Raw genomic sequence first — 18,418 nt, forward strand, 5'->3', positions numbered from 1 at the left:
ACCAACCGGGGACGACGGGCCAGGACAGCAGCAGCCCGGTACCGCCGGTACCGGATAGTTGTTAGGGTCGGGGTATGACGTTCCGACGCGACCCCATCCACCTGGGCTCCGGAGAACCCGTCCTCCTGCTGCATCCTTTCCTGTGCTCTCAGCGGGTCTGGTCGACGGTCGGACCCCAACTCGCCGAGACCGGCCGCTTCGAGGTGTTCGCCCCCACGATGGCCGGCCACCACGGCGGGCCGGAGGCCGGCACCTGGTTTCTGAGCAGTGAGCTGCTCGCCGACCACGTCGAACGCCAGCTCGACGAGCTCGGCTGGGATACCGCGCACATCGTCGGCAACTCGCTGGGCGGCTGGGTCGCGTTCGAGCTGGAACGACGCGGCCGCGCCCGGACCCTGACCGGCATCGCACCGGCCGGCGGCTGGAGCCAGTGGTCGCCGGTGAAGTTCGAGACCGTCGCGAAGTTCGTGGGCGGCGGGCCGGCGCTGCTGGCGGCACGGATCCTGGGGCCGCGCATCCTCGACCTGCCGTTCGCGCGCCGCATCGCGACGCTGCCGGTCAGCGGCCCCGCCGACGGGCCCACCCGCGCCGACCTGGTCAATCTGGTCGAGGACGCCACCCACTGCCGCGCCTATTTCGCGCTGCTGGCCAAGACCCTGCTACTGCCGGGACTGCTGGAACTGGGCGACGTCAAAGCCCCGGTCCAACTGCTGCTCTGCGAGAAGGACCGGGTGTTCCCCACCCCACGTGGCAACCGGCACTTCGTCGAGCAGCTGCCGCCCACGTCCCGGGTGGTCCGGCTCGACGGACTGGGCCACATTCCGATGTTGGAGGCCCCGGACCTGGTGTCCAAGTTGCTGATCGACTTCCTCGACGAGCATGCGCCAGGGCCCGCGGGCCGAGACCAGCTCGCCTGAACCGAGGACGCCACGGACGTTTTCGGGCGTTACCGCCGCACCGAGCGGGCGTCGGTTCGCCGCCGGCTGAAACGGGTCGGTGGCACGTGATCGGCCGGTTGGGATATTCTGCGTATCGGTCATGAGCGCCAGCGACAAGCCCCGGCTTGCTGGCCGGCAACCCTCCAACCGCGGTGGGGTGCCCCGGGTGATGACCAGGTTGAGTGCCCACTGGAACCTCCGGTGGGTTACGCGGCAAGCGCGGGTCCGGTACGCGGGCCCCAAGAGTAGACAGGGAAACCTGATGCGGCCCGAGATGTGTCACTGCTGTTGAACCGACCGTTGTGTCGGACACGCACCTGATACCAGCTACCGAAGGAACCATCACATGAGCAACACCGCCGACGCTCCGCAGGCCTCCTGGTCGTTCGAGACCAAGCAGGTCCACGCCGGCCAGACGCCCGACGCCGCGACCAATGCGCGGGCGCTTCCGATCTACGCCACCACCTCCTACACGTTCGACAGCACCGACCACGCCGCGGCCCTGTTCAGCCTCGCCGAGCCGGGCAACATCTACACCCGGATCATGAACCCGACCACCGACGTCGTCGAGCAGCGCATCGCCGCCCTCGAAGGCGGCGTCGCGGCGTTGTTCCTGTCCTCCGGGCAGGCCGCATCGACGCTGGCGATCCTCAACATCGCCGGCGCGGGCGACCACATCGTGTCCTCCCCGCGCCTGTACGGCGGCACCTACAACCTGTTCCAGCATTCGCTGCCCAAGCTCGGGATCGAGGTCAGCTGGGTCGAGAATCCCGACGATCTGGAGTCCTGGCGCGCCGCGGTGCGGCCCAACACCAAGGCGTTCTTCGCCGAGACCATCTCCAACCCGCAGATCGACGTCCTGGACATCCCGGGGGTGTCCGGGGTCGCGCACGACAACGGTGTGCCGCTGATCGTCGACAACACCATCGCCACCCCGTACCTGATCCAGCCGCTGGCCCACGGCGCCGACATCGTCGTGCACTCGGCCACCAAGTACCTCGGCGGCCACGGCACGGCGATCGCCGGGGTCATCGTCGACGGCGGGACCTTCGACTGGACGAGCGGGCGATTCCCCGGTTTCACCGCGCCGGACCCCAGCTACCACGGCGTGGTGTTCGCCGACCTGGGCGCGCCGGCGTACGCGCTGAAGGCCCGCGTCCAGCTGCTGCGCGATCTCGGCTCGGCCGCCTCGCCGTTCAACGCCTTCCTGGTGGCCCAGGGCCTGGAGACGCTGAGCCTGCGGATGGAGCGCCACGTCGCCAATGCGCAACGGGTGGCCGAGTTCCTGGCCGCCCGGCCGGAGGTGATCAGCGTCAACTACGCGGGCCTGCCGAGCTCCCCGTGGCACGACCTCGGAAAGAAGCTGGCGCCCAAGGGAACCGGCGCGGTGCTGGCGTTCGAGCTGGCCGGCGGGGTCGCGGCCGGCAAGGCGTTCGTCGACGCGCTCACCCTGCACAGCCACGTCGCCAATATCGGCGATGTGCGGTCCCTGGTGATCCACCCGGCCTCCACCACGCATCAGCAACTCTCCGCCGAGGAGCAGCTCAGCAGCGGGGTGACCCCGGGGCTGGTCCGGCTGGCGGTCGGCATCGAGGGCATCGACGACATCCTGGCCGACCTCGAGCGCGGTTTCGCGGCGGCCGGCGCCATCGGGGGGTCGGATCCGCAAGCCGTGGCGGCGTTTTGAGTGAGCCTGACATGACAATCTCCGAAGAACGCATCCTCGTTCCAGCGGCGCTGCCCGCCGAGGGTGAGACCGCGATCGTCAACATCGGCGCGCTCGAGCTCGAGAGCGGCGAGGTGCTCGACGACGTCAGCATCGCCGTGCAGCGTTGGGGTGAGCTGTCCCCCGCCGGCGACAACGTCGTCATGGTGTTGCATGCGCTCACCGGCGATTCCCACATCACCGGTCCGGCCGGACCGGGCCATCCCACGCCGGGCTGGTGGGACGGCATCGCCGGTCCGGGCGCCCCGATCGACACCGACCGGTGGTGCGCGGTCGCGACCAACGTGCTGGGTGGCTGCCGCGGATCCACCGGCCCAAGTTCCCTGCATCGCGACGGAAAGCCCTGGGGCTCAAGGTTTCCGGTGATCTCGATCCGCGATCAGGTCGCCGCCGACATCGCCGCGCTGGCCGCCCTCGGCATCACGGAGGTGGCCGCGGTCATGGGCGGCTCGATGGGCGGGGCGCGGGCGCTGGAATGGCTTGTCGGACACCCGGACACAGTGCGTGCCGGGCTGGTACTCGCGGTCGGGGCGCGGGCCACCGCGGATCAGATCGGCACCCAGAGCAGCCAGATCGCCGCCATCAAGGCCGACCCGAACTGGCAGGGCGGCGACTACTACGACACCGGCCGGACTCCGGAGGCCGGGCTGCAGGTCGCCCGACGGTTCGCCCACCTGACCTATCGGGGCGAGGTGGAACTCGATGAGCGGTTTGGCAACGACGCGCAAGGCGACGAGGATCCCCTGTCCGGCGGCCGCTACGCGGTACAGAGCTACCTGGAGCATCAGGGCGGAAAGTTGGTCGCCCGGTTCGACGCGGGCAGCTACGTGACGCTGTCGGATTCGCTGTCCAGCCATGACGTGGGGCGCGGCCGCGGCGGCGTGGCGGCCGCGCTGCGCTCCTGTCCGTTGCCGGTGGTCGTCGGCGGCATCACCTCCGACCGCCTCTATCCGCTGCGGCTGCAGCAGGAACTGGCCGACCTGCTTCCGGGCTGCGACGGCCTGGACGTGGTCGAGGCGTCCTCGGGCCACGACGGCTTCCTGATCGAGACCGAGCCCATCGGTGAGCTGATCCGCCGGACCCTGCGGTTGGCCGCGCGGTGACCGCCCCGCGGTCGCTGTCGTTCGGCTCGGAGGCGGCGGCGTATGAACGCGGGCGCCCGTCGTATCCGCCGGAGGCCATCGATTGGCTGCTGCCGGCCGGGGCCCGCGATGTGCTGGACCTCGGCGCCGGCACCGGCAAGCTGACCACCCGACTGGTGGAGCGCGGCCTCAACGTGGTGGCGGTCGACCCGATCGCCGAGATGCTCGACGTGCTCCGCAGCTCGCTGCCCGACACCCCGGCCCTGCTCGGCACCGCCGAGGAGATTCCGTTGCCGGACAACAGCGTCGACGCCGTGCTCGTGGCGCAGGCCTGGCACTGGGTGGACACCGCCCGCGCCATCCCCGAGGTGGCCCGGGTGCTGCGGCCCGGCGGCCGACTGGGGCTGGTCTGGAACACCCGCGACGAGCGCCTGGGCTGGGTCAAGGACCTCGGCGCCATCATCGGCCCGGAACACGACCCGTTCAGCCAGTCGGTCACGTTGCCCGAACCGTTCACCGACGTGGCGCGCCACCAGGTGGAGTGGACCAACTACCTGACGCCGCAGGCGGTGGTGGACCTGGTGGCCTCGCGCAGCTACTGCATCACCTCGCCGGCCGAGGTCCGCACCCAGACTCTGGCTCGGGTGCGCGAACTGCTGGCCACTCATCCGGCCCTGGCGAACTCCACCGGCGTCGCGCTGCCGTATGTGACGGTGTGCATCCGCGCGACGTTGGCGGGCTGACTCCCGGCCCGGCCCAAATCAGTTGGGCGGCTCCTGTTTTGCGTCCAGCTCGTCCAGCAGTCTCCCGAATCCATTGGCCCGCAACGATATCCGCAGTGGCTTACTGGGATCGTGGTCACCGAGCCAGTGCCGCAGGATGTCCTGCTGACGGTGGATGGTCTGCCCTTCGGCATGCAGTACCCGCAGCAGTCGCGGCAGTGTAGCGGGCGAGCCATCCCCCGAAGCGCTCGCCGAATCTTCCAATAATGCCCCCATAGGGGCATATTAGTGATAACCCCACAGGCCTTGGGGCGCGAATTTCATGTGAAACGTTTAAGACGTGCCCAGCGGGTCGATCGTCCACGCCGCGTACATCACCACTGTGGCCACCGATGCCGTTGTGACGAAATCGATCCCCTTGGTGCGCACCCCGAGCAACCCCGCACGGTCCTCGGTGAGCAGCAGCCGCAACGCGGCGGCGATCGCCACCCCGATGCCGATGAGCAGCGCGCCGCGGCGCCAGAAGCCCGCGGCCACCAGCACGAAGGCCACGGCGAAGGTCGCCACGACGGTCAGGATGGGCCACTGATCGCGCAGCGCCGAGCGCACCGTCACCGCCGGGACTCGGCGCGTTCGACGACGTTGGTCAGCAGGAACGCCCTGGTCAGCGGGCCCACACCACCCGGGTTCGGCGAGACGTGCCCCGCGACGTCCCAGACGTCGGGGTGGACGTCGCCGGTGAGCTTGCCGTCGACCCGGCTCACCCCGACATCGACCACGGCCGCGCCCGGGCGCACCATGTCGGCGGTCACCATGTGCGGCACCCCCACCGCGGCCACGATGACGTCCGCCTGCCGGGTCAACGCGGGCAGATCGCGAGTTCCGGTGTGGCACAACGTGACCGTCGAGTTCTCCGAGCGCCGCGTCAACAGCAGCCCCAGCGGCCGGCCGACCGTCACGCCGCGGCCGATCACCACCACGTGCGCGCCCGCGAGTTCCACGTCGTAGCGGCGCAGCAGGTGCACGATGCCGCGCGGGGTGCACGGCAGCGGCGCCTCCTTGCCCAGCACCAGCCGCCCGAGGTTGGTCGGATGCAGCCCGTCGGCGTCCTTGTCCGGGTCGATGCGCTCCAGCGCGGCGTTCTCGTCGAGGTGCTTGGGCAGCGGCAACTGGACGATGTAACCGGTGCACTCGGGGTTGGCGTTGAGCTCGTCGATGGTGTCGTCCAACTGCGCCTGGCTGATGTCGGCGGGCAGGTCCCGGCGCAGCGAGGTGATGCCGACCTTGGCGCAGTCGGAATGCTTGCCGCGCACATAGGCCTGCGAGCCGGGATCGTCACCGACGAGGATGGTGCCCAACCCCGGGGTGATCCCGGCCTGCGCCAACTTCGCCACCCGCTCCTTGAGGTCGACGAAGATCTCGTCGCGCGTGGCCTTACCGTCCAGAACTGTCGCACCCACGCCCGACATTCTTGCATTGCCGGGTTGCATTGCCGGCTGGCCTTCGGCGTCGCCCCGACACCGCGTCAGGCTGCTTTGACAGAGCCCGCCGCCGGGGTGTTGAGTTCGTGGTGTGGACACCAGCCCAAATGTGTTCAGTCCGGCCCGGCTGGGCCCGCTGACCCTGCGCAACCGCATCATCAAGGCCGCGACCTTCGAGGCCGCGTCCCCGGATGCCCTGGTCACCGACGACCTGATCAACTTCCACCGTCGCCCGGCCGCCGGCGGAGTCGGCATGACCACGGTCGCCTACTGCGCGGTCGCCCCCGGCGGCCGGACCGACGGCTGGCAGATCTGGATGCGCCCGGAAGCCGTGCCCGGCCTGCGCAAGCTCACCGACGCCGTGCACGCCGAGGGCGCTGCGATCAGCGCGCAGATCGGACACGCCGGCCCGGTGGCCAACGCCAAGACCAACAAGGCCCGCGCGCTGGCCCCGGTGCGGTTCTTCAACCCGCTGTCGATGCGATTCGCCAAGAAGGCCACCATCGAGGACATCCGCGAGGTCACCGAGGCACACGCCAACGCGGCCCGCCTGGCCATCGACGCGGGCTTCGACGCGGTCGAGATCCACCTCGGCCACAACTATCTGGCCAGCTCGTTTCTGAGCCCGCTGATCAACCGGCGCACCGACGAGTTCGGCGGATCCCTGGAGAACCGCGCCAAGGTGGCCCGCGGCGTCGTCCGCGCCGTGCGCCAGGCCGTCGGGGATCAGATCGCGGTCACCGCGAAGCTCAACATGTCCGACGGTGTGCGGGGCGGGATCTCCCTGGAGGAGTCGCTGCAGACCGCGAAGTGGCTCGAGGAAGACGGCGGCCTGGACGCCCTGCAGCTCACCGCGGGCTCCTCGCTGGTCAACCCGATGTACCTGTTCCGCGGCGACGCCCCGGTCAAGGAGTTCTCGGCGGTGTTCAAGCCGCCCATCAGCTGGGGCATGCGGATGACCGGCAAGAAGTTCCTGCGCGAGTACCCGTACCGGGAGGCCTACCTGTTGCGGGAGGCCAGCCAGTTCCGCGCCGAGTTGAAGCTGCCGCTGATCCTGCTCGGCGGCATCACCAACCGCGAGACCATGGATCGGGCGATGGCCGAGGGTTTCGACTTCGTCGCGATGGGCCGCGCGCTGTTGGCCGAGCCGGACCTGTTGAACCGCATCGAGGCCGACGGCGACGCGCACACCGTGAAATCCGTGTGCACGCACTGCAACCTGTGCATGCCGACCATCTACCGCCACACCCATTGCGTGCTGACCGGCGCTCCGGACCGCTAGACCGTTACAGTTGGACCCGATGACTGGACCAGTGGCACCCGCGCTGACGGTACGGTTCGACGGGTCCCAACGGACCTTCGCCGCGGGCAATGATGTGGTGATCGGTCGCGACCTGCGTGCTGACGTGCGCATCGCGCATCCCCTGATCTCGCGGGCGCACCTTGTCCTGCGCATCGACCGGGGACGCTGGCAGGCGATCGACAACGGCTCGCTCAACGGCATGTACGTACACGGCCGCCGGGTCCCGGCCGTCGACATCGCCGACGGCATGACGATCAACATCGGCAACCCCGACGGCCCCCTGCTCAGTTTCGAGTTGGGCCGCAACACCGGCTCGGTGGGCACGCCCCCGCCGACGGCCGCGGTGCCGGTGACGCGCCCACCGTTGGCCACCGGGCCGGGCGGCTACCCGAGCCAGCCCAGCGGGCCGATGTACCCGACCGGCGGCGCCGCCTACCGGACCGGCGCACCGCCGAGCACTCCCCCGCCGCGGCCGCCGTATCCGACCGGGCCGGGCGCGCAGTCCGGCTACCAGTCGCCGCCCTCGCAGCCCGTCTACCCGACCAGCGGCACCTACCCGACCGGATATCCGCCCAGCGCGTCGCAGCCGGTGCGCGAGCAGCCGCAGCCCGCGAACCTGCCCACCCAGATGGGGCCGGCCGCGGCCGCGCCCAAGTCCGCCGACGGCAACCTCGCCACCAGCATGCTCAAGATCCTGCGGCCGGGCCGGGCGCCGGAGGTGCCCGCGGGCGGGATCAAGATCGGTCGCGCCACCGACAACGACATCGTCATCCCCGACGTGCTGGCCTCCCGCCACCACGCCACCCTGGTCCCGGGTGCGGGCGGCACGCAGATCGTCGACAACCGCAGCATCAACGGCACGTTCGTCAACGGTCAGCGGGTCGACTCGGCGGTGTTGAACGACGGTGACGTCGTCACCATCGGCAACGTCGACCTCGTCTTCACCGGCGGCACCCTGGCGCGGCGCTCGGAGACCGAGGCCGCCACCCGCACCGGCGGACTCGAGGTCCGCGGCCTGACCTGGACCATCGAGAACAACAAGACGCTGCTGAACAACATCTCGATCGACGCGCGCCCCGGCACGCTGACCGCGGTGATCGGGCCGTCGGGCGCGGGCAAGTCGACCTTCGCCAAGCAGGTGGCGGGCCTGACCCATCCCACCAGCGGGACCGTCACCTTCGAGGGTCACGACATCCACGCCGACTACGCCTCGCTGCGCTCCCGGATCGGCATGGTCCCGCAGGACGACGTCGTGCACGGACAGCTGACCGTCGACCAGGCCCTGATGTACGCCGCGGAACTGCGGCTGCCGCCGGACACCACCGAGGCCGACCGCGCCCAGGTCGTCACGCAGGTGCTCGAAGAACTCGAGATGACCCAGCACCGCCAGACCCGGGTGGACAAGCTGTCCGGCGGTCAGCGCAAGCGCGCATCCGTGGCCCTCGAATTGCTCACCGGCCCATCGCTGTTGATTCTCGACGAGCCGACCTCGGGCCTGGACCCGGCGCTGGACCGTCAGGTCATGACCATGCTGCGCCAACTGGCCGACGCCGGCCGCGTGGTGCTGGTGGTCACCCACTCCCTGACCTATCTCGATGTCTGTGATCAGGTGCTGCTGCTCGCACCCGGCGGCAAGACCGCGTTCTACGGCCCGCCGAGTCAGATCGGACCCGAACTCGGGACCACCAACTGGGCCGACATCTTCTCCACGGTGGCCGGCGATCCCGACGCGGCCCATCATCGCTACCAGCAACGCACCGGTCCGACGCCGGCGCAACCGGCGGCGGCGACGCCCACCGATCTGGGCGCACCGGCGAAGACGAGTCTGCTGCGGCAGTTCTCCACGATCGCCCGTAGACAGATGCGGCTGATCATCGCCGACCGCGGATATTTCGCCTTCCTGGCGTTGCTGCCGTTCATCATGGGCGTGCTGTCGCTGTCGGTGCCCGGCGACGTCGGCTTCGGGATACCGGACCCGATGGGTGATGCGCCCAACGAGCCGGGCCAGATCCTGGTGTTGCTCAACGTGGGCGCCATCTTCATGGGCACCGCGCTCACCATTCGCGACCTCATCGGTGAACGTGCCATCTTCCGCCGCGAGCAGGCGGTCGGATTGTCCACCACCGCCTACCTTTTGGCCAAGGTCTGCGTGTACGCGGTGTTCGCCATCGTGCAGTCGACGATCGTCACCGCCATCACGATCATGGGCAAGGGCGCGCCGACCCAGGGGTCCATCGGCCTCGGCAATCCCACGCTGGATCTGTTCGTGGTGATGGGCGCGACCACGGTGACCTCGGCCATGGTGGGTCTGGCGCTCTCGGCGCTGGCCCGCACCAGCGAGCAGATCATGCCGCTGCTGGTGGTCGCGGTGATGAGCCAGCTGGTGTTCTCCGGCGGGATGATCCCGGTCACCGACCGGCTGGTCCTCGATCAGCTGTCCTGGGTGACCCCGGCCCGGTGGGGCTTCGCGGCCTCGGCGTCGACGGTGGACCTGATCCATCTGGTGCCCGGCCCGCTGACGCCCAAGGACGCGCTGTGGGAGCACAACTCGTCGACCTGGTTCTTCGACATGGCCATGCTGGCCCTGCTCAGCCTGGCTTACATGGCGTTCGTGCGGTGGAAGATCCGGCTCAAGGCCTGATCCGCAGAGCCCACCCGCCCAGAGTTGGGTTGTTGCACCCGTTTCGCGATCACCCCCCGCGAACATGCAACGCTCGGCGAGGCCGCTGCTTGACATCAAGCATTGTTGAGGTTCGACACTGGCCCGGATGAACACAACGGACGAGCAACACATCAGGGACCTCATCGCCGCGACCACCGAGCTATGGATCGCACACGACATGCCGGGCTGGGGTCGGCACTTCACCGAAGACGCAGACTTTGTCAGCCACGCCGGCCAGTGGTGGACGTCGCGCCACGACAACGTCGAAGGTCACCTCGACATCCCCGACAGCGTCGTCCCGCAGAAGCGCAATTACGTACAACGGGTCGAGTCCATCGCCGAAGTGGCAGCCGGGGTGGCGTTGGTACACACCCGTTGGGACTGGCCGGACCATCGCTCCCCCGGCTCAGAGGCGCAGGACCGGGCCGGCATCATCAGCTACGTCGTCGTGCGCAGGGACGACCGCTGGCGGATCCGGGCAGCCCACAACACCAGGATCAGCTAGTCCCCGCACATCCCACGCCGAGAGTTCGCCTGTTGTATGCGTTTCCCGAGTAGCCCCGCGGACAGGTCAGCTCTCGGCGAGGGTCAGCCCGTGGGCCGCCGCGAAGGCCAGCGCCTGCGGCACGTCGATCTTGGCCCCGCGCAGACCCGCGGTGGTCCACAACGTCGGATCGATCCGGGCCCCGCGCAGGTCGGCCTCGTCCAGGCGCGTCCCCTGGGTGCGCACACCGGACAGGTCCGCCCCGCGCAGCACGGCCTTGCGCAGGTCGGCGTCCACCAGGGAGGCCTCCCGGAGCCGGCAGCCGGACAGGTCCACGCCGCGCAGGTCGGCCCCGCCCAGCACGGCCAGGGAGAAATCGACCTCGTCGAAGGTCGCCGGCCGCAGCCGGCAGTTCAGGAACACCGAACCCATCATGCTGCAGTTGCGAAACGTGCTGTGCCACAGGGTTGCCCGCTCAAAGCGACAGTTCCGGAACGCGGAGCCGGCGTGCGTCGACTCGGACAGGTTCACCCCGCTGAAGTCGCAGCTGTCGAACACCACCCGCTCGGTGCTCAGGCCGGCGAGATCCTCGTCCCGGAAGTCCTGCTCACTGAACTCCCGGTCGGCCCAGATCACCCGGTGGCCGTCAGCGATTCCAGCGCGTACTCGCTGACGGCGATCAGCGCGTTCTTCGCCGAGGTGCGGTCGCGGGCGTCCACCGTGATCACCGGCACCCGCTCCGAGAGCGCCAACGCCTCCCGCACCTCCTCCACGGGGAAGCGTTGGGAGCCCTCGAACTCGTTGACCGCGATGATGAACGGGATCTTGCGGTTCTCGAAGAAGTCGATGGGGGCAAAGCTGTCCTCCAGCCGGCGGGTGTCCACCAGCACGATCGCGCCGATGGCGCCGTGCACCAGGTCATCCCACATGAACCAGAACCGGCGCTGCCCGGGTGTGCCGAACAGATACAGCACCAGGTCTTCGTCCAGCGTGATGCGGCCGAAGTCCATGGCCACGGTGGTGGTGGCCTTGCTCGGCGTGGCCTCCAGCCCGTCGACGCCGGCCGACGCGGTGGTCACCATCGCCTCGGTGCGCAGCGGCATGATCTCGGAAACCGAGCCCACGAAGGTGGTCTTACCGACGCCGAACCCGCCCGCGATGACGATCTTGGTCGATACAGCATCACGCCTCTCAGAGTGCGCGTAGCCCACGGAGGGTCCTTCCTATCAATTCGCGTCGTTCGTCGTATGTCGAGCGGTCGGTCAGAGTGGCGTGAACTTGAAGATAGCCCGAGGTCACCAGATCGCCGACGAGGACACGGGCCACCCCGAGCGGAACATCCAACAACGCTGAGATCTCCGCCACTGACGGGCTTTTGGTGCACAGCGTCACAATCCGACCGCGCATGTCGTTGGGCGGCCAGCGGTGGTGCAGCGCCGACTCCAGCGTGCGGATCGGCGCCTCCAGCGACAGTTCCACCGAGGTCTCGGTGCGGCCCGCGGTCAGCATGTACGGCCGCACGAGGCTCGCCTCGCGCGCCGGCACCGACCGTTCGAACATATTCATTCCAGTCTCGATCACATGCGCTGGGGCGCACGGCGGCGAGTGGACTGCACCGTGGCGCCCACCCGTTCCACCAGAATCGCCATCTCGTAACCAACTTGGCCGATATCACAGGACTTGGACGCCAGGGTCGCGAGTTGACTGCCGTCGCCGACCTGCATGATCAGCACGTACCCGTGATCCATCTCCACCACCGACTGCAGCACCCGCCCGCCGTCGAAAAGCTGTGCGGCACCGGCCGACAGGCTGGCCAGGCCGGAGGTGACGGCGGCGAGTTGATCGGCCCGCTCGGGTGGTAGATGCTCGCTGGCTGCGATCAGCAGACCGTCGACCGACACCAGGACGGCGTGGGCGACGCCGGGCACGTCACGCGCGAACTTCGAGACCAACCAATCCAGCGGGTTCTCATGCTGTGAACCTTGCGGGTAAGTCATTGCTCATCGAGTCCTTGAGTTGTGTTGCGGGCGTGCGAGCGTGCGGCGCGCACACCGCCGAAATGATTGCTCATCGAGGCGCGGATCGCCTGCGGATCGCGCCCCGGGTGACTGTCGTTCGATTCTGCGTCGGCCTTGCTGTCCTCTGCTTCCTCCTGCGCCTGGTCGGCCTGCCCGGGCGGGGTGGCACCACCGGGGATCAGCCGGGCGCCGGGCGCACGCACCGGCAGACCTTGCCCGGTGCGCTTTTCGATCGGCACGTTCTCGGCATCGGCGGCCGCCGCCCAGCCGTTGTCCCACACCGACTTCCAGTCCTGGGGCACCGCCAGCTGCTGCACCTCGGCCGGATCGAGCCATTCCGAGACCATGTTCTGATAGATCAGGTCCACCGATCCCACCGGGATCGGCCCCGTGACCGGGGCCATCTCGTCGGCCAACCGATCCATGTCGGACAGGTCGATCGAGCCCGTACCGGCGGTGTCTTCGGCCTCTCGGGCCCCTTCGACCTCCGGGGCCTCCACAGCCTCGGGGACGTCCCCAGCCTCGTCGGCCGCCGGAGCCGCTGCCTCCTGCGCCGGTGCCACGTCGTCGGCGGCGTCGGCCTCCGGCCCGTCGGCGGCGACGGGCTCCTCGGATTCCGTGTCGTCGACGATCAGTTCCGGCGCGTCCTCGTCGAGGTCGTCGTCGAGGACCTCCTCGAGCGCCTCGTCCAGCGCCTCCGGTTCCGGCGGCGGCTGCTGCCGGGCCCGCCGCCGCGAGGCGAAAAAGCCCGCGGTGTTGGACGGGGCCTCGACCGGTGCCGGCTCGGGTGAGTCGGACGCGCTGGTCCACCACTCCTCGGCCGGGCGGGCCGGCTGGTCCGCCCCGACCTCGGTGAACAGGTGGTCGCGGGGCGTGGCGATGGCGCTGGAACCGGGAGTGCGCCGCGGCAACACCGACACCGACGCCTCCCCGTCCGCCGGTTCGCTGTCGGGTTCGTAGCGGATGTCGAAGTCGTCGTCCGGCGCCGGTTCGGCCGCCGCGGCCGGCTCGGTGACGGGCTCGGGCACCTCGGGTTCGACGGCCTCCGGCACCTCCGGCTCGACGGCCTCCGGCACCTCCGGCGCGATGGCCTCGGCCTGCACCGCCACGGCGGGCTGGTCCTCGGGGTCGGCGAACGCGCCGAAGTCGGCGAACGGCGCGGGTTCGGTGGCCCGGGGCGCCGGGGCGTAGCCGTCGAGCAGTTCGGGCGGCAGATACACCTGCGCGATGGTTCCCGTGCCGGTGGCGCCCGGCAGCAACCGCACCGTCATGCCGTGCTGGCGCGCCAGCCGGCCGACCACGAACAGGCCCATGTGCCGGGTGTTGTCGGGGGTCACCTCGCCGCCGGCGTTGAGCCGCATGTTCGCGATGCGCAGGTCGGCGTCGGTCATGCCGAGCCCGGCGTCGTTGATGTCGATCAGGACACCGGAATCGCTGGTCTGCACGGCGGTCACCCGCACCCGCGACGTCGGCGGCGAGTACTGCAGCGCGTTGTCGATCAGTTCGGCGAGCAGGTGCACCGAATCGCCCGCCGCGGCGGCGATCACCGAGCAGTCCGGCACCATCCCGGTCTCGACCCGCTGATAGTCCTCGACCTCGCTGGCCGCGGCGTTGATCAGGGAGTTCAGCGGGACCGGCTGCCCCTGTTCCCGGCCGACCTGCGCGCCGGCGAGCACCAGCAGGTTGGCGCCATTGCGCCGCATCCGGGTGGCGAGGTGGTCGAGCCGGAACAGGCTGTCGAGCCGCTCCGGGTCTTCCTCGTTGCGCTCCAGGCGGTCGATCAGCGACAGCTGCTGGTCCACCAGCGTCTTGTTGCGCCGCGACAACGTCTCGAACATGTCGTTGACCATCACCCGTAGCCGCGCCTCGTCGCCGGCCAGCAGCAGCGCCTGGGTGTGCAGTTCGTCGACGGCGTGGGCGAGCTGGCCCACTTCCTCGGTCGTGTAGATGGGCAGCGGGTCGGGCTCGCGCTCGTCACCGGCCTTGACCCGCTCGACCCCGGCGGCGAGATCCTCGTGCGCGATCTTGAGTGCACCGTCGCGCAGCGTGCGCAGGGGGCGGATCAACGACCGCGCCACCCACCACACGATGAGCAGCGCGACCAGGATGGCGGCGACCACCAGGACCGCATCGCGGATCGCGTCGTTGCGCTGTGCGTCGGCGGCCCCGTCGACCGTGGCGATCATGGCGGGCGTGACGTTGTCGATCACGTCCCGGGCGATCGCGTCGGTGGCGTCCAGCGAGGTGAGCATCGTCTGGCTGCCGACCACCGGCACCGCCGGATCGGCCATCATCGACAGCCGCAGCACCATCTGACGGCGCAACTCCGCGGCCTCTTCGGAGTTGTTGCCCAGCAGCGCGGACACCCCGGTGACGTTGGACGGTTCGGTCCCGGCCAGCGCGATCATCGAGGACCGCACGTAGGGCTCGGGCAGTTCGGCTCCGCGTTGGACCAGCAGGCGCTGGATCATCATCTGCCCGTGCGTGCCGACCGCACGCGCCAACCCGTCGGCCTGGCGGCGCACCGCGGCGTCCTCGACGCCCACCGACCCGGTGATCGCGGTCTCGGAGCTCAGCAGCAGCGGCGCGAAATCGGTGACCCGTCCCGGTAGCTCGGCGGGACTGGGCCCGGCGTTGGCGACCAGTTCCTGGCCCTGCTCGGTCAGCGTGGTGACGGCCTGGCGGACCTCGTCGCTGATGTCGTCGTCGGTCTGGGCCAGCAGTTCCGCGCGGCGGGCCTCGAAGTTGGCCTGGACTTCCTCGGAGGCCGCCATCGACGGGACCGTGAACAGCGCCTCCTCCAGCGCGCTCATGTAGTCGATGATGGCGGGCACCAATTCCGCGCGGTCAGCGGCCAAGCGCAGGTCGCGGGCCTCGGTGAAGCTGGAGTAGATGCGGAATCCGCCGAACACCGCTGCCAGCAGCAGCGGCAGCAACGCGATGGCGAAGACCTTCCAGCGCACCGGCCAGTTCTGCGGCGAGAAGCGGCCGGGCCGTTTCGCCGGCGCCGCCTCGGTGGACGGCTCCGCCTCCGCCGCGAAGGGGTCGGCGGGCAGCGCGTCAAGATCTGACCCCAGGGGTTCGTTGAACGCCGGGGGCTTGTCGAACATGGTCACCGGGCAGCGCCCCCCGCCGATGCCGGGCTCGCCCCACTCGCGATCGCACCGCTGTTATTCAGTGTTTCCGCCTTCATCCGACTTCCCGCTCATTTCGACCCGGGCACGGTGTTGGCGGCCGGGCGTAATTCGCATGGCAATTGCAGAAGTATGACAGTCCCCAGCAGGGTGTTCCAACGTTCTCACCGAACGGAGCGGCCACGACGGCCCTGGTAGACAATGTCGGGCAAACTCGCAACAGCACCGAAGGGAAGCCGTCCAATGTTCGCGTTGCTGTTCTACTCGCCGCGCATTGCGCCCAATACCGGCAACGCGATCCGGATGGTCTCCGGCACCGGCGCCGATCTGCATTTGGTCGAGCCTTTGGGCTTTGACCTGTCCGAACCCAAGCTGCGGCGCGCCGGACTGGACTACCACGACTTGGCGTCGGTGTCGGTCCACGCATCGCTGGCGGCGGCTTGGGACGTGCTGATGCCGGCGCGGGTGTACGCATTCACGGCGCATGCCGAGACGTCTTTCGCCGACATTAGCTACCGTTCTGGCGACGTGCTGATGTTCGGCCCGGAACCCACCGGGTTGGACGCGCAGACCCTTGCCGATCCGCACATCACCGCTACGGTGCGCATCCCCATGCTGGCCGGACGACGGTCGATGAACCTGTCCAACGCCGCCGCCGTTGCGGTTTACGAAGCGTGGCGGCAGAACGGCTTCGCCGGCGCCGAGTAGCCCCGGCGCCGGGCGCTCACCAGCTGTCCCAGTGCGTCAACTGCTCGGCCGGCAGCCGCTGGGCGCGCTTGAACTCGGTGCCCTTGGTATAGGCGATGGGGAACAGTCCCCCTTGCGCGTACTGGTCGAACGGAATCCCCAGGAGCTCGGCGGCCTGCTTCTCCCCGTCGCCGATCAGGTGCAGCGTGGTCCACGCCGAGCCCAGACCCCGCGAACGCAACGCCAGCATGAAGCTCCACACCGCGGGCAGCAGGGAGCCCCAGAACGGCGCGCTCATCCCGGCCGGCGCCCCGTCGGGTCGGCCCTCCAGGCACGGGATCATCAGCACCGGCGCCTTCTCGAAGTTCTCGTTGAGGTACTTGGCCGAGCTCTGCACGGCGTCGAGTTGTTGGTCCCGGATGTCCCCGCGCTCGGGCTTGGGCAGGTCCAGGTAGGGGGTCGCGTTGCTGCGGTAGATGTCGGCGAGCGCCTTCTTCTTCGCCGCGTCCTCGACGAACACCCACTGCCAGCCCTGCGCGTTGGAGCCGGTGGGCGCCTGCAGCGCCAGCTCCAGGCACTCCATGATCACGTCGCGGGGTACGGGCTTGTCGAAGTCGAGCCGCTTACGGACCGAGCGCGTGGTGGTCAGGACTTCGTCGAAGGACAGGTTCAGGGACATGCTTCCGAGACTAATGGCTGCGGGGTCAGCCGAACCGGGAGTAACACAGTTCGAGGTCGCCGAGCAGCCCGGAGCGATAGGCCACGATCCGGGTGAAACCGGCCGGCACCGTGGCACCGGTGACGTTGCTCGCCGCGATCCCGTTGACCAACAGGCCGGCCACCGCCTCGTCGACGTCACCGGCGCTGAGCACCAACTGCCGGCCCGGCACCCGCTCGGCCATCGCCTGCTGGGCGAAGCCGGTCAGGCAGGCCGTGCGCAGCGCCGCTTCGGCCGTGTCCAGCGACACCCCGCGCTCGCGCTGCACGGCCAGCACGTAGCGCGACGTCAGCGCCGAGATCGCGGTGTTGTCTCCCTGCAGCAGAACCAGATTCCGGTACTCACTGGCCGGGGTGGCGAACTCCTGCAGGGCTGGCAGGTCGACGCCGACGGTGTTGTCGTCCGGGCAGTAGGCCACCGGGGCACCCGGCTGCGGGCTGCCGCAGTCGTCGGGGTCCAGGGACAGCGTCGGCGGGTGGGGCAGGTCGAAGATCGTGTCCAGGTCGTCCATCAGCGCGGCCAGCACGGACTCGTCGAGGGTGACATCGACGGACTCGACCTTCCCGTCGGCGCTCATCTCGAGATTGCGGGGCAGGTCTCCGCGGCGCTGGGCCACCTCGGCCTCGTCGATGGCCGCGCAGGTCTGTGCGCCGTTGATGAAGCCCAGTTGGAACGCGCTGATCCGGTCCAGCGCGTTGCCGTGCTCGGCGACGTCGAGCATCTCGGCGACGATCTCGGGCACCAGGGGGTCGCGGATGGTGAGCGCGGCCGCCAGCACGTGGTTGAGCCCGTCGCCGGTGTCCAGGGTGAAGCGCGGCGAATTGCCCTCGACCACCCAACGCTGGTGCGCCCCGGCGAAGCAGTCCGCCTGCTGCTCGATCACCAGCGGCGAGGTGTCCTCTTCGAGCAGTCCGGCCATCCGCTGCACGGCGTGCCCGTACTCGTGGGCGATCAACGCCACCACCGACATGTCCCCGAAGAACTTCTGCCCGACGGGCACCATGACGCCGCGGTCCCAGGCCATCAGGTCCAGCGGCGGGCAGAAGAAGGCGTTGACCAATTTGTAGGTACGCCCGCCGCACACCCGGGGGCTCGACGGGTCGTTCGAGTCGTACGAGACCAACCGTTCGACGGGTTCGAAGTCACCGGGCAAGGCGTCCGCGTAGTGCTGCGACCAGAAGTCGGCGACGTCGTTGACCGCCAGCAGCGCCAACCGGTCGATGTCACCGCCGTCGGTGTGGAGCACCACCCCGACCGGGTCCGGGGCGTCGGCGCGCAGGCCGCTGGGGCCGTCGACGGCGGGCAAGCCGCCCACCCGGAACGGGTCGTAGAGCGGCGAGACCGCCTCGCCGCCGACGGTGCTGCTGCAGCCGGTGAGCAGCCCCGCGGTCACCGCCGCGGCCGTCAGGGTGCTCGCCAGTGCGCGCCCGATTGTCATCGTGTCCCCTCACGGCAGGCCGAAT

18 protein-coding genes and 1 riboswitch are annotated in these 18,418 nt (G+C 69.5%); of the genes, 8 read left to right on the plus strand and 10 right to left on the minus strand.

Going from position 1 to position 18,418, the window contains the following annotated elements; genetic code table 11:
- Positions 1-74: 74 nt before the first annotated feature.
- From R2K23_RS17435 to R2K23_RS17450, 4 genes are all read left to right on the plus strand, one after another.
- Positions 75-917 carry an alpha/beta fold hydrolase gene (locus R2K23_RS17435; protein WP_316510812.1) on the plus strand — a complete coding sequence of 281 codons (843 nt, stop codon included), beginning with the start codon at positions 75-77 and terminating at the stop codon, positions 915-917.
- A gap of 117 nt (positions 918-1,034) precedes the next feature.
- A riboswitch (SAM riboswitch) is annotated at positions 1,035-1,164 on the plus strand.
- 120 nt (positions 1,165-1,284) lie between these two features.
- Entirely contained in the window at positions 1,285-2,625 is a 1,341-nt protein-coding gene (locus R2K23_RS17440) for a bifunctional o-acetylhomoserine/o-acetylserine sulfhydrylase (RefSeq protein ID WP_316510813.1), read from the plus strand.
- An 11-nt stretch (positions 2,626-2,636) separates the two neighbouring features.
- Positions 2,637-3,767: a homoserine O-acetyltransferase MetX gene (gene metX / locus R2K23_RS17445; RefSeq protein ID WP_316510814.1), complete on the plus strand. Its 1,131-nt coding sequence runs from the start codon at positions 2,637-2,639 to the stop codon at positions 3,765-3,767.
- Positions 3,764-4,489 carry a class I SAM-dependent methyltransferase gene (locus R2K23_RS17450; protein ID WP_316510815.1) on the plus strand — a complete coding sequence of 242 codons (726 nt, stop codon included), beginning with the start codon at positions 3,764-3,766 and terminating at the stop codon, positions 4,487-4,489. Before metX ends, R2K23_RS17450 begins: the two co-directional genes overlap by 4 nt.
- An 18-nt stretch (positions 4,490-4,507) precedes the next feature.
- Here the strand turns inward: R2K23_RS17450 and R2K23_RS17455 are convergent, their stop codons facing one another.
- From R2K23_RS17455 to R2K23_RS17465, 3 genes are read right to left on the minus strand one after another with little or no spacing between them, the layout of a single operon-like run.
- Positions 4,508-4,744 (minus strand): hypothetical protein, encoded by a 237-nt coding sequence (locus R2K23_RS17455; RefSeq protein ID WP_316510816.1) that lies wholly within the window; start codon positions 4,742-4,744, stop codon positions 4,508-4,510.
- 57 nt (positions 4,745-4,801) lie between these two features.
- Positions 4,802-5,083, minus strand: a complete 282-nt coding sequence (locus tag R2K23_RS17460) for a DUF3017 domain-containing protein (RefSeq protein ID WP_316510817.1) — start codon at positions 5,081-5,083, stop codon at positions 4,802-4,804.
- Positions 5,080-5,928, minus strand: a complete 849-nt coding sequence (locus R2K23_RS17465; RefSeq protein ID WP_316510818.1) for a bifunctional methylenetetrahydrofolate dehydrogenase/methenyltetrahydrofolate cyclohydrolase — start codon at positions 5,926-5,928, stop codon at positions 5,080-5,082. The genes R2K23_RS17460 and R2K23_RS17465 overlap by 4 nt, the downstream gene beginning before the upstream one ends.
- A gap of 112 nt (positions 5,929-6,040) precedes the next feature.
- Between R2K23_RS17465 and R2K23_RS17470 the strand changes: the two genes are divergently transcribed.
- From R2K23_RS17470 to R2K23_RS17480, 3 genes are all read left to right on the plus strand, one after another.
- Complete coding sequence (locus R2K23_RS17470) at positions 6,041-7,231, plus strand: NADH:flavin oxidoreductase (protein WP_316510819.1); 1,191 nt, start codon at positions 6,041-6,043, stop codon at positions 7,229-7,231.
- A gap of 19 nt (positions 7,232-7,250) precedes the next feature.
- Positions 7,251-9,893: an FHA domain-containing protein gene (locus R2K23_RS17475; protein WP_316510820.1), complete on the plus strand. Its 2,643-nt coding sequence runs from the start codon at positions 7,251-7,253 to the stop codon at positions 9,891-9,893.
- A gap of 127 nt (positions 9,894-10,020) precedes the next feature.
- Positions 10,021-10,419: an SgcJ/EcaC family oxidoreductase gene (locus tag R2K23_RS17480; RefSeq protein WP_316510821.1), complete on the plus strand. Its 399-nt coding sequence runs from the start codon at positions 10,021-10,023 to the stop codon at positions 10,417-10,419.
- Positions 10,420-10,485: 66 nt separating this feature from the next.
- On the opposite strand, the gene R2K23_RS17485 is transcribed toward R2K23_RS17480, so the two are convergent.
- Genes R2K23_RS17485 through R2K23_RS17505 form a run of 5 tightly spaced genes read right to left on the minus strand, consistent with a single transcriptional unit; the run spans position 10,486 to position 15,526 of the window.
- Positions 10,486-11,034, minus strand: coding sequence for a pentapeptide repeat-containing protein (locus R2K23_RS17485; protein WP_316510822.1), 549 nt, complete (start codon positions 11,032-11,034; stop codon positions 10,486-10,488).
- A complete protein-coding gene (locus R2K23_RS17490) occupies positions 11,031-11,609 on the minus strand; it encodes a GTP-binding protein (RefSeq protein ID WP_316510823.1) in 579 nt (192 codons plus the stop codon). The genes R2K23_RS17485 and R2K23_RS17490 overlap by 4 nt, the downstream gene beginning before the upstream one ends.
- The gene (locus R2K23_RS17495) at positions 11,590-11,964 is read right to left on the minus strand and encodes a DUF742 domain-containing protein (RefSeq protein ID WP_396892256.1); all 375 of its coding nucleotides are present in this window, start codon (positions 11,962-11,964) and stop codon (positions 11,590-11,592) included. Before R2K23_RS17495 ends, R2K23_RS17490 begins: the two co-directional genes overlap by 20 nt.
- An 11-nt stretch (positions 11,965-11,975) precedes the next feature.
- Positions 11,976-12,395 (minus strand): roadblock/LC7 domain-containing protein, encoded by a 420-nt coding sequence (locus tag R2K23_RS17500; RefSeq protein ID WP_316510824.1) that lies wholly within the window; start codon positions 12,393-12,395, stop codon positions 11,976-11,978.
- Positions 12,392-15,526, minus strand: a complete 3,135-nt coding sequence (locus R2K23_RS17505; protein ID WP_316517371.1) for a sensor histidine kinase — start codon at positions 15,524-15,526, stop codon at positions 12,392-12,394. Before R2K23_RS17505 ends, R2K23_RS17500 begins: the two co-directional genes overlap by 4 nt.
- 267 nt (positions 15,527-15,793) lie before the next feature.
- Between R2K23_RS17505 and R2K23_RS17510 the strand changes: the two genes are divergently transcribed.
- On the plus strand, positions 15,794-16,258 hold the full coding sequence (locus R2K23_RS17510) for a tRNA (cytidine(34)-2'-O)-methyltransferase (RefSeq protein ID WP_316510825.1): 465 nt from the start codon (positions 15,794-15,796) through the stop codon (positions 16,256-16,258).
- Between the two features lie 16 nt (positions 16,259-16,274).
- Here the strand turns inward: R2K23_RS17510 and R2K23_RS17515 are convergent, their stop codons facing one another.
- Together R2K23_RS17515 and R2K23_RS17520 are read right to left on the minus strand one after the other, a co-directional pair.
- A complete protein-coding gene (locus tag R2K23_RS17515) occupies positions 16,275-16,916 on the minus strand; it encodes a nitroreductase family protein (protein WP_316510826.1) in 642 nt (213 codons plus the stop codon).
- A gap of 25 nt (positions 16,917-16,941) precedes the next feature.
- Positions 16,942-18,393: a neutral zinc metallopeptidase gene (locus R2K23_RS17520; protein ID WP_316510827.1), complete on the minus strand. Its 1,452-nt coding sequence runs from the start codon at positions 18,391-18,393 to the stop codon at positions 16,942-16,944.
- Positions 18,394-18,418 lie beyond the last annotated feature (25 nt).

This window comes from Mycolicibacterium sp. MU0050 (assembly GCF_963378085.1).
Classification (GTDB): domain Bacteria; phylum Actinomycetota; class Actinomycetes; order Mycobacteriales; family Mycobacteriaceae; genus Mycobacterium; species Mycobacterium wendilense.

Coding starts and splice junctions, on each gene's coding strand:
- R2K23_RS17435 (WP_316510812.1), top strand. CDS start 75: ATGACGTTCCGACGCGACCCCATCCACCTGGGCTCCGGAGAACCCGTC.
- R2K23_RS17440 (WP_316510813.1), top strand. CDS start 1,285: ATGAGCAACACCGCCGACGCTCCGCAGGCCTCCTGGTCGTTCGAGACC.
- metX (WP_316510814.1), top strand. CDS start 2,637: ATGACAATCTCCGAAGAACGCATCCTCGTTCCAGCGGCGCTGCCCGCC.
- R2K23_RS17455 (WP_316510816.1), bottom strand. CDS start 4,744: ATGGGGGCATTATTGGAAGATTCGGCGAGCGCTTCGGGGGATGGCTCG.
- R2K23_RS17475 (WP_316510820.1), top strand. CDS start 7,251: ATGACTGGACCAGTGGCACCCGCGCTGACGGTACGGTTCGACGGGTCC.
- R2K23_RS17480 (WP_316510821.1), top strand. CDS start 10,021: ATGAACACAACGGACGAGCAACACATCAGGGACCTCATCGCCGCGACC.
- R2K23_RS17495 (WP_396892256.1), bottom strand. CDS start 11,964: ATGAATATGTTCGAACGGTCGGTGCCGGCGCGCGAGGCGAGCCTCGTG.
- R2K23_RS17500 (WP_316510824.1), bottom strand. CDS start 12,395: ATGACTTACCCGCAAGGTTCACAGCATGAGAACCCGCTGGATTGGTTG.
- R2K23_RS17505 (WP_316517371.1), bottom strand. CDS start 15,526: ATGTTCGACAAGCCCCCGGCGTTCAACGAACCCCTGGGGTCAGATCTT.
- R2K23_RS17510 (WP_316510825.1), top strand. CDS start 15,794: ATGTTCGCGTTGCTGTTCTACTCGCCGCGCATTGCGCCCAATACCGGC.
- R2K23_RS17515 (WP_316510826.1), bottom strand. CDS start 16,916: ATGTCCCTGAACCTGTCCTTCGACGAAGTCCTGACCACCACGCGCTCG.
- R2K23_RS17520 (WP_316510827.1), bottom strand. CDS start 18,393: ATGACAATCGGGCGCGCACTGGCGAGCACCCTGACGGCCGCGGCGGTG.